This is a genomic window from Fructilactobacillus sp. X3R5C2 (assembly GCF_059901175.1).
Genome location: NZ_JBWXVC010000003.1, coordinates 135,038 through 150,427 on the forward strand (window position 1 = coordinate 135,038; position 15,390 = coordinate 150,427).

The 15,390-nt window shown below is 41.9% G+C and carries 9 protein-coding genes; 5 read left to right on the top strand and 4 right to left on the bottom strand.

Annotated elements, in window-relative coordinates; translation table 11 throughout:
- Nucleotides 1-13: 13 nt before the first annotated feature.
- Nucleotides 14-1,669 carry a malolactic enzyme gene (locus AC6UD4_RS04580; protein ID WP_500694094.1) on the bottom strand — a complete coding sequence of 552 codons (1,656 nt, stop codon included), beginning with the start codon at nt 1,667-1,669 and terminating at the stop codon, nt 14-16.
- 119 nt (nt 1,670-1,788) lie between these two features.
- Between AC6UD4_RS04580 and AC6UD4_RS04585 the strand changes: the two genes are divergently transcribed.
- Nucleotides 1,789-2,679 (top strand): LysR family transcriptional regulator, encoded by an 891-nt coding sequence (locus AC6UD4_RS04585; protein WP_500694095.1) that lies wholly within the window; start codon nt 1,789-1,791, stop codon nt 2,677-2,679.
- A 47-nt stretch (nt 2,680-2,726) separates the two neighbouring features.
- On the opposite strand, the gene adhE is transcribed toward AC6UD4_RS04585, so the two are convergent.
- From adhE to AC6UD4_RS04600, 3 genes are all read right to left on the bottom strand, one after another.
- The gene (gene adhE, locus AC6UD4_RS04590) at nt 2,727-5,345 is read right to left on the bottom strand and encodes a bifunctional acetaldehyde-CoA/alcohol dehydrogenase (protein WP_500694096.1); all 2,619 of its coding nucleotides are present in this window, start codon (nt 5,343-5,345) and stop codon (nt 2,727-2,729) included.
- A 227-nt stretch (nt 5,346-5,572) separates the two neighbouring features.
- Entirely contained in the window at nt 5,573-7,924 is a 2,352-nt protein-coding gene (locus tag AC6UD4_RS04595; RefSeq protein ID WP_500694097.1) for an HAD-IC family P-type ATPase, read from the bottom strand.
- Nucleotides 7,925-8,084: 160 nt separating this feature from the next.
- The gene (locus AC6UD4_RS04600; protein WP_500694098.1) at nt 8,085-8,507 is read right to left on the bottom strand and encodes an Hsp20/alpha crystallin family protein; all 423 of its coding nucleotides are present in this window, start codon (nt 8,505-8,507) and stop codon (nt 8,085-8,087) included.
- A 335-nt stretch (nt 8,508-8,842) separates the two neighbouring features.
- Between AC6UD4_RS04600 and AC6UD4_RS04605 the strand changes: the two genes are divergently transcribed.
- From AC6UD4_RS04605 to AC6UD4_RS04620, 4 genes are all read left to right on the top strand, one after another.
- Nucleotides 8,843-10,222: a hemolysin family protein gene (locus tag AC6UD4_RS04605; RefSeq protein ID WP_500694099.1), complete on the top strand. Its 1,380-nt coding sequence runs from the start codon at nt 8,843-8,845 to the stop codon at nt 10,220-10,222.
- Nucleotides 10,223-10,284: 62 nt separating this feature from the next.
- Nucleotides 10,285-13,320 carry a YfhO family protein gene (locus AC6UD4_RS04610; protein ID WP_500694100.1) on the top strand — a complete coding sequence of 1,012 codons (3,036 nt, stop codon included), beginning with the start codon at nt 10,285-10,287 and terminating at the stop codon, nt 13,318-13,320.
- 129 nt (nt 13,321-13,449) lie between these two features.
- Nucleotides 13,450-13,935, top strand: coding sequence for a class Ib ribonucleoside-diphosphate reductase assembly flavoprotein NrdI (gene nrdI, locus AC6UD4_RS04615; protein WP_500694139.1), 486 nt, complete (start codon nt 13,450-13,452; stop codon nt 13,933-13,935).
- Nucleotides 13,936-14,043: 108 nt separating this feature from the next.
- Entirely contained in the window at nt 14,044-15,390 is a 1,347-nt protein-coding gene (locus AC6UD4_RS04620) for an FAD-dependent oxidoreductase (RefSeq protein ID WP_500694101.1), read from the top strand.

Consider the following 15,390-nt stretch of genomic DNA (forward strand, 5'->3'; position numbering starts at 1 on the left):
AACATTCCTCCAATTATTTGTTTAAATTAGTTAAATCTGGGTATTTTGGATACCATTTTTCGTCATCAACGGCTGACTTAACGTCCGTAATCTTTTCTCTAGTAATGTTTTGATCAACTGCACTCTGAGCAACAGCAATCGCAACGGTCTCAGAGAATTCAGTTAACTGGTCAACTGGTGGCAAAATGGCAGCCCCAGGAACCGTTGAATCCACAATGCCACCAAGAGAGTGAGCAGCAGCACTAATCATGTCGTCGTTAAGTTTAGTGGCGGTAGCTGCAATGGCACCCAAACCAATTCCTGGGTAGACTAAGGCGTTGTTAGCCTGTCCAATCTCGTACTTAACTCCGTTGTATTCAACGGGTGCACTTGGAACACCAGTAGCGACTAAGGCACGACCATCAGTCCATTTGATCAAATCGGAAGCAGTTGCTTCAGCCAACTTAGTTGGGTTTGAGATTGGCATGATAATTGGACGGTCAGTATGAGCGGCCATTTCCTTAATAACATCTTCAGTAAATGCGCCGTGTTGAGTAGAAGTTCCAACCATGATTGATGGATGAACAGCCTTCACAATTGAGAGTAAGTCGGTCAGGTTTTCTGAGTCAGAGAATTCAGAACGACTTCTCGCAAACTCTTTTTGTCCAGGAGTTAGGTCGGACATGTCGTCAAACAAGAGTCCTTGCTTATCAACCATGTAGAAATGCTTCTTAGCTTCTTCCTCGGATAAGCCAGCTTGCACCATCTCTTCACAAACCCGTTCGGCAATTCCGACGCCGGCAGTTCCGGCACCAAAGCACAGGTACTTCTGATCGGTCATCTTTTCACCAGAAATCTTAAGGCCACCTAAGACACCAGCAAGGACGATAATTCCAGTTCCCTGGATGTCATCGTTAAAGACCAAGTAGTCATCCTTGTACTTATCAAGGATGTTTGAAGCGTTGGCACGCCCAAAGTCTTCAAAGTGCAAGTATAAATTAGGAAATAAGTCTTCTGCTTCTTTTACAAACTTGTCAACGAAGTCGTAGTACTTTTGACCGTAATCGCGGTCCTGGTGATTACCAAGGTAGAGTGGATTGTCGAGTAAACTCTTGTTAGTAGTTCCAACGTCTAAGACCACTGGTAGGACTTCAGATGGGTCAATGCCAGCAGCGGCACTGTAAACCATTAATTTACCAACTGGGATGTCAATTCCTTGAGTTCCCCAGTCACCAATTCCAAGGATTCCTTCGCCATCGGTTACAACGATCAACTTGATATTGCGTCCGGAAGCAGTGTTCTTTAAACTTTCACGGATCGTTTCAGGGTCATCGTGATTGATTGATAAAAACGCCGCGTTTTGTGGGTTAACGTACAATCTGGAATAGTTTTCAATTGAGTCAGCAATCGTTGGGTCGTAAACGACTGGCATGAATTCAGTGACATGTTTAGCGAAGGTAGCATAGAATAGAACCCGATTTTCGTTGAAAATACTCATCAAGTAGATGCGTTTTTCAAGGTCACTACCCTTGTGTTGGTATTCGTCATAAACGTTTTCAACCTGTTCGCCCAAAGTTTGAACGTTCGGTGGAAGCATCCCCACCAGTCCTAATGTCTTTCGTTCATCATCAGTAAATGCAGTCCCTTTATTGATAAAGGGATTGTTCAATATTTCTTCACCTTTAGCCATATTTTAAGACTCCTTTTTGTAGTAAAATAGTCTGTAATTGATTCTTTTAAATACTAATTCACTATCAAAAAGATAGTCAAACACGATTTATTCATAAATTTAATTTATATGAGGTCATCATGAAGCTAAAAGATTTAATGTACTTCAACAAGTTAACCGAGCTTAAAAATTACACCGACGTTTCTAAGTATTATCACGTTAAACAGCCCACGATTACCATGGCCATTAAGCGTTTAGAGGATAACTTCAACGTCGAATTAATTAATCGAAATCAGGCCCACCACCAAATTAAACTCACTAAGGCCGGCGTCGACCTTGAAAAACACGTCCAGGTAATTATGAAGGAAGTAGACAAAATTAACAACGAAATGGGCAGCATCAGTGACCATGTCATTCGATTTGGTCTTCCACCAATCATTGGGAACTACTATTTTCCCAAGCTGGCGTCTAAACTATTTTCACTTGGAATCCTAAATGATCTTGATAACTCAGAGAGTGGTTCCAAAAAGCTTTTAGGGGAATTAAAAGACGGTCGAATCGACTTAGCACTTCTAGGATCATCCAAACCGCTTGAAAGTAGTGAGATCGACGCGACGGTTTTAACCAAAGACCACTTCATGCTGGTCGTTAATCGACAGTCACCACTGGCAGACGCTCACTCCGTTAAATTTGCCGACCTCAAAAACGAAGAGTTTGTGGGCCTCTCCAGTGACTTCGTTCACACTCAGGTCTTTTCGGATCTGTCTAAGCTTCACGCCATTCACACCAAAATTAAGTATCAAACGTCTGACATTGAGCTAGCCAAACAATTAGTCTCTGAAGACGTGGGGATCACCTTTCTGGTTAGTAAAGCCATTAAACCTTCTGACAACCTCGTTTCTATCCCCATTGACGATGAAGATTTACCCCCGTTTTATGTTTCGGTGGCCTTTCGTAAAAGTCACGTTCTTTCACCCGAAGAGCAAGAATTAATCAACGTTTTAACCAAATCAATTGCACAAAAAAAGTAGGAATTCCAAACGGAATTCCTACTTTTAATTTTTTAATGACTTAGAAACTAAACTTCTTTGTCAGTTTGAGTCTCAACCCCAACACCTTCGTATTCGTCAAGAATCATCTTCTTGAGATCTGCGATTAGTGGTTCTTTCGGGTTAGCAGTTGTACATTGATCCGCATATGCCAGTTCGGCAAGATGATCGGCAGCTGCTTCTAACTCTTGTTTGCTTACACCTTGTGACTTCAGATCAAGTTCAACTCCAACCGAGTGAGCTAATTCGATGAAGCGGTGAACCAAGGCTTCCTTCAATTCTTCATTGGAGTTTCCAGGAAGACCAAGGTAGCGAGCGATGTTAGCGTAATCGTCGTCGGCTCTAAATGATTCGTACTTAGGCCATGTGGCAATCTTCTTTGGTTTCTTGAAGTTATATCTGATAACGTGTGGCAAAGTAATGGCGATGGCAAGCCCATGGGTGATCCCGAATTGTCCACCAATCTTATGGGCAATTGAGTGGGTAATTCCAAGGAAAGCGTTCGCAAATGCCATTCCGGCGATCGTTGAGGCGGTATGCATCTTGTCTCGAGCTTCCATGTTACCGTTGTACGAGTCAGTCAAGTTATCAAAAATCATCTTGATGGCCTGAAGTGACATCGGACGAGTGTAATCTGAAGCCATGGTTGAGACGTATGACTCAATCGCGTGAGTTAAGGCATCAAGTCCTGAGGCAGCAATGGTGCCCTTTGGTACCGTCTTAACAAACTGTGGATCAACAATGGCAACGTCAGGTGTCAAAGCGTAGTCAGCTAATGGATACTTAACGTGAAGCTTTGAATCAGTAATAACTGAGAATGGTGTTACTTCTGAACCAGTTCCAGAAGTACTTGGAATGGCAACCATTTGTGATTTTTCTGGTTTGTTGTACCTGTAAGCACGTTTTCTGATATCCAAGAACTTCTGTTTAGCACCAAAGAAGTCAGTCTCAGGGTTTTCGTAAATTAACCACATCATCTTAGCGGCATCAAGTGGTGATCCTCCACCAAGGGCGATGATGGTATCTGGCTTAAAGGCGTTCATTTGGGTAACCCCAGCGTTAACCATGTCAGTTGTTGGTTCACCATGAATGTCATCGAAGATGTAGTATTGGACGTCATCTTCTCTTCGGTTCAATTCATCTAAGACTTTGTCAACGTAGTGATATTTAACCATGGAAGGACTAGTAACAATAAAGGCCTTCTTAATACCAGGCATGTCGTGGAGGTAGCGAACTGAGTTCTTTTCGAAGTAGATTCGAGGTAGTTTAATCCATTGCATATTATTTCTTCTCTTTGCGATAGTTTTAATGTTCAACAAGTCATAATCAGTAACGTTATGGGAGATTGAGTTTTTACCCCATGATCCAGTCCCAAGCGTAAGTGATGGGGTCATGTTGTTGTACAAGTTACCAACTCCAGCAAGACCAGATGGTGAGTTAACGATCACTCTCGAAGCCTTAACGGCCACCCCAAAGTCAACGGCCAATTGATCATCTGAGGTTTGAATTGCTGCGGTATGGCCTAATCCACCGTAGTTTAGAAGCTCAGCACAAATTCTGAAAGCATCCTTGTGGTCTTTTGACTTGTAGACCGAAAGAACTGGTGATAATTTTTCCCCTGACATTGGGTACTTAGGACCAATTCCGGTCATCTCAACGGCAAGCACTTGAGTGTCTTCTGGGATCTTGATCTTAGCCATGTCAGCAATTTGTTGCGCAGTGGCACCAGCAATTGGACCCTTAACACTAAGACGCTTGCTGTCAAACATGGCGTCAGTTAATTTTTGTTTTTCTTTTTCTGGAACAAAGTAAACCCGGTTTAATTCTAGCTGTTCCTTTACATCCTTGTAAATGTCAGCATCGATTACGGCACTGTTTTCAGTGGCACAGATCATCCCGTTATCAAAAGTCTTTGATAAAACGATATCGTTAACGGCACGTGGGATATTGGCGGTTTTTTCAACGTAAACGGGACCATTACCAGGACCAACTCCTAAAGCTGGTTTCCCAGCGGAGTATGCGGCCTTAACTAATCCAGGACCACCAGTTGCAAGAGTAATGTCAACGCCAGGGTTCTGAATCAAAGCGTTCGTAGCTTCTCGACTAGGCTTTTCAATCCATTGAATGGCGTCCTTAGGTGCACCAGCTTTCACCGCAGCATCACGCACGATTCGAGCAGCTTCAATTGACGATTGAAGGGCTTGAGGGTGCAAACTAAAGATGATGGCGTTTCTAGTCTTCATTGAAATAATTGCCTTGAATAAAGTAGTTGAGGTTGGGTTAGTAACTGGAGTGATTCCAGCAATAACACCAAGTGGTTCAGCAACTTTAATCAGGTCATTTTCAGAGTCTTCTGAGATGATCCCAACGGTTTTATCATTACGAATATCGTGCCAAATTTCTTCGGTGGCAAACAAGTTCTTAATGGCCTTGTCTTCTTCAACACCACGTCCGGTTTCTTCATAAGCCATTTTAGCTAATTTTTGGTGGGCGTTAACCCCAGCAAGTACCATGGCGTGGGTAATCTTATCAACCTTATCCTGGTCGAAATTACTCATCTCATCTACGGCAATGCGTGCTTTTTGAACTTTGGCATCAATATTCTTATCGATCTCTTCAACATTGGGTTGTTGCTTTGCATCTGTCATACTTCCAGCCTCCAATATTTTCTTGTTATTTTCTTCACAACTAATATCATATCATCATCTTTTTCAAAAAGCAATGGTTCATTGTTATTTTTATCACTTATTATTCTGACGGTTATTAAACTCTTAAAAAATAATTAATTAATTTGACGAATACTATTGTTAAATAATGCACTAACTGTTAATTAAAAAGACAAATAACGCCCTCATGACGCTATCTGTCTAAATCCTTATTTGTTAAAAAGTTTATGTCTAACTAATCTGACACACTTTTGCACCCCAACAAATGTAAAATCAGTTGTAAGAGCTAATAATAATCCAATTCCTCCGACTGACCACGTAAAGATCGTGACCAACGAGAAAATTTTACCAAGAAAGATGAACACCGACAAAAAGAGTGTGATACTCAAAACGACGATGGTTAGTTTGTAGCGGTTAAATGGTCGACAAACCATTGTCAAAGCCAACCAACAGATGACACCAGTAATCAAAACACTCAGTGATGAAGTAATTGAGGTGAATAGTCCAAAAATATCGCCAATCACACCAATCACTAAAATGTAGAAAACGACACTTAGTGCGGCTGGAAGTGAAATTTCATAAATGTTAGAAGCAAAGCGGTCCTTTAAAGCTCGATAATTCGGTTCAAGCGCCAAGAGAAACGATGGGATTCCGACCATTAAGTCATTAATCGGAGTGAGTTGAATTGGTTGAAACGGATAGTTTCTGGCAAAAAACAGAAAGAGCACGCTGAGCATGACCGAGAACATGGTCTTAATCAGGTACAGGCAGGCGATGCTATCAATGTTGTTAATAACCCTCCGACCTTCGTTTAACACTTTAATGAGGGCGTCGAAGTTGGAATCAATAATCACAAAATCGGCAATACTCTTGACACTCTCAGATCCTGATGCCATTGCGATTCCACAGTCTGACTGCTTTAAGGCCAGTAAGTCGTTGACCCCATCACCAGTCATGGCAACCGTCCGACCGTTTTCTTGTAGCGCCTTAATTAGCCGTTGTTTCTGGTCGGGTTTGACCCGTCCAAACACCAAGTACTGCTTGACCAAATCACGGTAGTCGGCGTCGTCTTCAATCGTCGTCATGTCAATGTAATCGTAGGCATTGTGAATGCCGACCCGATTGGCAATGCTTGAAACGGTGACCGGATCATCGCCAGAAATGACCTTTAAGTCGACCCCCTGGTTATAGAAGAACTGCAGGGTTTCAGAAGCGTTTGGTCGAATGACATCCGTAATCAAGATTAAAGCAATCAGTTCACTACCCGCGATACTATCCTCGTTTAGTTGGTCCACCTTGGCGAGCGCAATGACCCGAAAACCCTGTTCGGCGTAATGTTTAACTTCTTGTTGTTGCTTGTCAGTTAGATCCAAAATGAACTGAGGTGCTCCGAAGACGTATTTGCCTTTGTCGTCTAACTCAGCCCCACTCCACTTTCTCGCTGAAGAGAACGGCACGATCATACTAGCAGCGTATGGGTGCTGCTTGAACTCATTTTTAAGCGCTGAAGCGGTCTCGTTATTGTCATCAATTTCATGGACCAAAGAGCCCATGATTTCAGCAATTTGTTGATCAGTGTAATTAGGGGCTTCTTTCACCATCTGTTTAAATTTCAATTCGCCACTGGTAATCGTCCCGGTTTTATCCAGGCAGATCGTGTTCACCCGTGCCAGAGTTTCAATGGAAGAAAGGTCTCTGACTAAGACCCGTTTTTTGGCCAGGTGATAGGCAGAAATTGCGAGGGTCACTGACGTCAAAAGAACCAATCCTTCAGGAATCATCCCAATCATGGCCGCCACGGTTCCCAGAATGGCATTATTAACGCTCACTCCGTGCATCAAACGGGAAACAAAAAGTGCTACTCCAAGTGGAATGATAATAAACGTCAGAATTTTGATGATTTTTTTAATCAGTGAGATTAAGACACTGTTCTTACTCTTGTCGGTCTTAGCCTGGTTTGTAATCGTGTTAACAAAGGTCTTATCGCCAACTTTAGTTGCAAGCATGAATGCTTTTCCACTAACCAGAAAACTACCAGACGTCAGTTCATCGCCAGTGGTTTTCTCAATTGGATTGGATTCACCGGTGATTTGAGACTCATCCACCTCAATCCCCTTGGTTTGTTTTACGACTCCGTCAACCGGTACCTGGTCCCCACGATCCAGTTCAACGATGTCTCCTAAAACAATCTGGTCCGGTTGAATAAGTTCAATTTTTCCGTTCCGTCTAACTTTGATCTTGCTCTGAGACAACAACGCCATTTTGTCAACCTGGCGCTTAGAACGAATCTCCTGAAAGATTCCGATGGTAGTGTTCGCTATGGCAATCACCAAGAACAACATGTTGATATAGCTACCGGTATAGAATACTAGCGCACCAAGAACTACGTTGATTACGTTAAACAGCGTAAAGATGTTTTCCACCAAGATCTGTTTCACAGACTTCGTTAGTGGTTTAGGCGCCGTATTCTTATAACCGTCTGCCACCTGTTGTTTAACTTCCGTACTCGTTAGTCCCTCACTTGAATTCACGTTATTAATATCGATCTGGTCACTTGCCACAGTTACACCTCCTTATGTAATTAATTCATTTCTAATTAATATTGTATAAGAAGGAATTAAATTTTGCACCACTAATGAAAGAAAAGCGCAAAGCTTTAAAAATAGTTAAAAAAAGAGATGGTCCAACCGGATCATCTCTTAACACTTATTCTAAATTAAATTAGTCGATTTCAACGTGATGGTTTTGGGTTTCATCATCTTGTGATTTTGGTAAAGTAATGGTTAAAACACCGCCATCGTAATCAGCTGAAATCTTGGTCTCATCAACATCAGGGATGTAAAACGAACGGTTAACGTCACTTGATGAACGTTCTCTACTTAAGATCCGACCATTGTCACCCTTGTTTTCCTTGTCAATGTCATGAACAGCATGAATTGATAGGGTATCATTATCATAACTGATGTCAATATCATTTTTTCTAAAGCCAGGTAATTCTGCCTTTACGACGTAGTCATCGCCTTGGTCTAAAACATCAGTTTTCATTCTGTTGCTTCCAGCAACTGAGTTTAATAAACTCTTGCCAAAGTCGCCAAAAAAGTCATCCATTGGATCATAACTAGCTTTTCTTAAATCGTTTGCCATAACTAAAACCCCTTTTTATTATTTTATTTGCTAATCTCTTAGCACCGTCTATACTAGGATGGATCGTCCCTTTCACACAAGAAATTAGCTCATAATTGGGGTAAAAAGTGCTACTTACAAAATAACTTTCGTATTAACCGTTAATTTTTCTTAGAAACCGTAAAATCAAACATTTTTCGTAACATAATAAGGAATTTATTTTAATAAATTGCTTCCATTCAAGCGGCTTTATGATAAAATCAATTAATTATGCCACTCATCTTAAATACTTAAAAAAATGGATAAGTACGTTATAATATATTTATTGTTTAAAATTTTGAAATGAGGAATGAAATTTGAATACCGGTCAGATAATACTTGATCTAATAATTATTTTAATAACGTTCTTCTTTGCTGCATTCTTTGTCGCGTGTGAGTTCTCACTGGTCCAATCAAGGCCAAGTGCCCTCCAAGAAAAACTGGATGATGAAGATATCAGTGACAAAAAGAAGAAAAAAGTTAATCGTGAAATGAAAATGGTAACCAACCTTAATGAGTATCTTTCGACAACCCAAGTAGGTGTTTCACTTGCGGGAATCATTCTTGGTTGGATTGGTGAATCATTCGTGATTGAAATCCTGGTTTCCATCATGGAATTAAAGGATTTCAGTGTTAATCCTGCTACCGCTCACAGTGTTGGTGCGATTGTTGGGGTACTTTTACTTACCTATTTAGAAGTGGTCTTTACCGAAATTGTGCCTAAAAATATTAGTATTGACATGCCACTGAAGGTTTTGAGCGTGATTGCTGGTCCGCTTCACTTCTTTCACATTTTATTCTATCCATTTGTGTGGTTACTAAATGTGTCAGCAACTGGCGTAGTTAAGTTACTGGGAATCCCCGTGGCAAACGAAAACGACGAGGCCTTCTCACAATCAGAAATTTTGAGTCTTTCAAAGGATGCCGTTAAAAATGGTGATCTAGAGCGAAACGACTACTTGTACATGCAGCGTTCGTTTGAATTAAACGACAAAGTGGCCAGGGACATCATGATTGACCGGACCCAATTGGTAACGATCGACATCAACGATACGGTCCAAGACGCCATCAACGTTTACATTCAAAAGAAATTCAGTCGAATTCCCGTTGTCAAAGACAACGATAAGGATAACATCCTTGGCTATGTCTACAGTTACGATTTGGTCAGACAATCGCAGGTCGATTCAAACGTTAAGGTCGGAAAGTTAATCCGAAAGATTAGTACCACCCCCGAAACCACTCCCATTACGATGGTGCTTCAACAAATGATTAAGATGCACCAACCGATTGTCGTGGTCATCGACGAATACGGTGGAACGTCTGGTTTAATTACCGATAAGGATATCTACGAAGAGTTGTTTGGGACCGTTCGAGACGAAATCGATCCGCAGGTTAACGAATACATCTTTAAACAGCCCAATGGCACCTTCCAGGTGAACGGAAAATTAAACACGTATGACTTTGAAAAGTACTTCGACGTTGAGATGCCTGCTTTTGACGACTCTGACATCGTTACGATTGCCGGTTTCATCATCGAACAAAATCCTCACATTAAAGTGGGTGACGTTGTTACAATTGATGGCTTTCAGTTTAAGGTTCTTGACTACAAGAACTCGTTCATTAACTGGCTAGAGGTCAATAAATTGGAACCAACTGATGATGAATCAGACGCAGATGACGACCAAAAAGACAAATAACTAATATCAATAAAGCCGAGGATCCTCCTCGGCTTTACTAATACATAGGGGTAATAGAAACAATGAAAACAGTTTTAAAAAAATGTCCGGATTGGCTTTTTTACAGTCTAATTTTTCTGATTATTATCATGGCCTACATCTGGACGTTTTACTTAACCGGTAACTCACTAATTTGGGGAATGGACGGAATTGCCCAACACTATCCCATTCTCGTAAACTTTAAACACATGCTAACTGAATTTCTTGCCCATCCCAGCCACGGCTTCACCAACTGGTCGTTTAACATTAGCCTTGGTGCTGATCAGTTAACCAGTTTTTCGTACTACGTAGTCGGTGATCTCTTCAACTACCTGATTGTTTTATTCCCAGACCACTTACTGGAACTGGGTTACGGACTCCTGGTAATCCTACGCCTGTACGTTGCCGGATTGGCCTTTTTACTATTTATTAAACAATTTCATTTTAAAAAATACAGTATCGTACTCGGAACTTTAACTTACACGTTTGCTGGTTACACTCTTTATTCGGGGATGCACCATCCCTTTTTTATTCTACCGATGATTTTCTTCCCACTGATTTGCTACGGCGTCGAACGCATCATTTCTAACCATTCCTTCATCCCACTGATGCTGGCCGTTTCCTTAACTTTTTTAAGTAACTTCTACTTTGCCTACATCATTGGACTTGGCAGTATTATCTACGTCATCATTAGGTATTTCAGCATTCGTAAAAATCCTGATTTTCATTTTGTGAGTTCACTGGTAAAAATGGTTGCGGCCATTCTAGCGGGAATTTTGATTAGTGCCGTCATTTTCGTTCCGACGCTCTTATTTGCCCTGAGTTCCACGAGGACCACATCGACCTTTGCGAACGGCTATCTTTTCTATCCTCTCTACTATTACCTTTCCATTCCAAGTAAAATTCTCGGAAATGGCTACCTGACCATTAGCTTCTGGCTCATTGTTGGGATTAGTGGACTCGGATTTTTTGGCATTGTTTACACGATGACTCACTTCAAGAAATACCTTTACCTAAACATCGGCCTGTTGGTGGTTTTCATTGGTGCCCTGATTCCGGCTTTTGGAGCGGTCTTTAACGCCATATCGACCCCATCAAACCGGTGGATGTGTTTGGGCTTACTTCCAATTGGGATGGCTGCCACAATTCTTTCAGATCATCTCACCACGTTAACTAAGCGTGACGTAGAAGTCATGATTGTCGCAATCATCGCTCTCATTGTGTTTATTTGGGCTTCTCGTGGATTCATCATGAAGTTAAGTGCGCATGACTACGGCGAAATCGTCCTCCTGCTGATTTTAATGGGAGTCATCCTATGTAGTCAGCTCTTCCATTTAAAGCCAGTGACAACCATTGGAAGTGTGACCGCCGTTTTGATAGTAAACCTTATCTCACTTGGAATTGGCTATTACAGTCCTAACGTTGCCGGTTTTTCAAAGGGCATGCTTAATAAGCACGTTGCCACTAACTTTATCAATAATTTCTATGATGGCGCCGATCAGTACGTTGAACCACGGTTAGGTGGATATCGGACCTCACTTGGTAATCGATACCACTATGCTGGTCGAAACGACGTCAACTTATCAAACTACTCTAACATCAATACCAACATTCCGATGTTATTTTCGACCCGTGACATTTCATCATACCTGACGGTGGAAAATGGGGCCATTGGCCAACTTGAAAATTCTGTTCAAAATAACCAACGGACCTTTAACGCTCCGGTCGCTCAAAATGACTACCGCACCACCCTTGATAATCTAATGGGCGTCAAGTACCTCTTTATTCGCACGGGCCAACAAAACAAATCACAACCCTTTGGCTTCAAGATGGTCAAGGGTAAGGACAAAAAGCCGCTCCTGTTTGCGTCTGACAACCCGCTCGTGAACCAAAAGGACCCCGATGGAACCTACGTTTTAAAAAACAAGAACGCACTTCCAATTGCTTACACCCAGGATCAAACGATCTCAAACCGGCAGTACCAAAAACTATCCCCAACCGCACGTGAACAAGCAATGATCAGTGGGGTCCACGTTGATTCGCCAATTAAGGGCATCAAATCAGCCAAGCTAAAACAGAACCAAAAACAACTTAGTTATGAGGTGCAACCGGACTACGAAAAGACCCTTGATAACTACGATAAATTAACGGCATTCACTAACAATTCTAAGAGTATTGAATACAACGAACCAACCATTAATCACACGTCTCAGAAGACCGCCTTAAAGATCCTTTCCGAAAACGTCCAATTAGAAAATGACACCAAGAAGCAAAATCAAGACGGTCTCCACGTGGTAACTAAGGATGCGCTTGGTAAATCAGTCCCATATTTCCTTAAGATTAAGCAACCTAACCGCACCAAAAATGCCGAAATTTACTTACAATTAGAGGGTATTCAGAGTCACGATTACTCGTCGGCTTCAAAGGAAAGCATGACCAAAAGACAGCACGCTATCAAAAATCAACCGTACACGAAGATGATGAAACTAAACGAGAAACGAAAGAACCTTCACACTCCGTTTGTCGGTCAGTACTCCCTTAATGCTGCAACGAAAGGAATGAAGAACGGTTACTCACAGTATGGACGCGACAATCTTTCAAACTACACGCAAAAGAAAAACGCTTTAATTAACCTAGGGTATTCCACCAAACGCCGTAATCAAATTAAGTTAACGTTTGACGGTGTCCACCAGATTAATTTTAAACACGCCAAGATTATCGCCGTTCCGTTTGGCAATTCGTATGAACAACAGATTCAAAAACTTCAACGCAACCGTCTCCAAAACCTTCAGGTTAAAAAGAACGAAGTCAAAGGAATCAGTAATAACCCGAAGAAGTCCGTCTTGACCACTTCCATTCCCTATTCAACGGGATGGAAACTCTTCGTCGACGGCAAACAGGTGCCCACTAGTCGGGTCAACACTGGCTTTGTCGGAGCACCCATTCAAGCTGGGAAACACCAGATTGAACTGAAATACCAAACTCCGGGACTGCTATTAGGAGCAATTGCGAGCGCCTTTGGAATTTTAATCCTCGCTATCAGTGGGATCGTCATCTGGATCGTAAAGAAACGAAATTAAATTAAAAACGTACGGATAACTAATTCCGTGCGTTTTTTGGCTGCTTTGACTTCTAAGATTCTGTGCATTTAAACTTGTTAGAGGTTACACTAATAGTGACTATTTTTCATATTTAAGGAGGTAGTAATCATCAAATCCATTCGCATTTTATACATCTCAATTGCTGGCAACACCCGCAATTTCGTGCAAAATTTAGAGGACTACGCGGAAGCTCAGCACCAAAAAGATGCCAGTAACCCACTAATTGAGCCAACCGAAATCTCAGATCAAAGTGACTTTGCTGACGAAACATCACCGTACTTTGTTTTCGTGCCGACCTACCTTGACGGTGGAAATGGAATCGATAACGGGGTCAAAGAACTCATGACCAACACCATGGGCGAATACGTTGCTTACAACCATAACGCCGACTACTGCATGGGAATCGTCGGCAGTGGTAATCGCAATTTTAACGTCCAATTTTGTCTCACAGCCAGAAGATATGCGGAACGTTTTAACGTCCCTGAAATTGCAGAATACGAATTAAGGGGCACCGATCGTGATGTCGTTCGCATTTATCAAACCATGTGTGAAAGAGCCAGAGAGTATAGTAATGAAGTCGCTTTCAAAAAATAATAAATAAGAACCATTTTATGAGTGTATTGATTAGCATTTCACAATTTTATCTGGTAGGATAACCTATAATTCATGAATATTGTTTCACACTAGGAGGTAAGTTGCATCATGAAAATTATTGTTGTTGGTTGTACCCACGCGGGAACTTTTGCGGTTAAACAAATCTTAAAAGAGCATCCCGATTATGACTTAACTGTCTATGAAAAAAATGACAATATCTCATTTCTATCATGTGGAATTGCCCTTTATTTAGGTGGCGAAGTTAAGGATCCAAAGGGCCTGTTCTATTCTGATCCAAAGGAATTAAAGGGACTTGGCGCTGACGTGCAAATGAAGCACGAAGTCACTAACATCGACTCAAATAACAAGGAAATCACCGTTAAGGATTTAGAATCCAGTGAAAGCAAGACCGAACATTACGACAAGCTTGTAATGACCAGCGGTTCCCTTCCGGTTGTTCCTCCAATCGAGGGCGTTCATAGCGATCACGTCAAGCTTTGTAAGAACTGGACCGACGCTCAGGTACTTTTCGATGACGCCAAGGACGCTAAACGGATCGCTGTCATTGGAGCTGGATACATCGGGGCCGAACTAGCCGAAGCCTATTCCAAGACTGGCCATGAGGTCACTTTGATTGATGGAGTTGACCGGGTTTTAAGTAAATACTATGACCCTAAGTTTACTGACATCGTTGAAAAAGACTACAAGGACCATGGGGTTAAATTCGAAGGAAACCAAATGGTGCAAAAGTTCACTGATAACGGTGACACGGTCTCAATCAAGACCAGCAGTGACGAATTTACGGCTGACCTAGCTATTTTGTGCATTGGTTTCAAACCCAACACGAGTCTACTCAAGGGTCAAGTTGACATGCTTGAAAACGGTGCAATCATCACCGATGATTACATGCATTCATCTAACAAGGACATCTTCGCCGCTGGTGACAGTGCCGCCGTTCACTACAATCCAACCCACAAAAACGCCTACATTCCGCTGGCAACCAATGCGGTTCGTCAAGGAATCTTGGTTGGAAAGAACATCGAAAACGACACCGAAAAATACATGGGAACGCAATCCTCATCTGGTCTGAAGTTGTACGACAGAAACCTCGCCTCAACCGGCTTAACCATGAGTGCCGCTAAGGCTCAGGGCATTAACGCTCACCAAGTAATTGTCGAAGACAACTATCGTCCTGAATTCATGCCCACCACGACTCCTGTGCTAATGTCACTGGTTTACAGTCCTGACACCCGTAAAATCTTGGGTGGCGCATTGACCAGTCTCTACGACATTTCACAATCCGCTAACGTGCTTTCGGTTGCCATTCAAAACGAAAACACCATTGACGACCTGGCTATGGTTGACATGCTGTTTCAACCAAACTTTGACCGTCCGTTTAACTACCTCAACATCTTGGGTCAAGCGGCTCAGGAAAAAGAAGCCCAAAACAAGTAA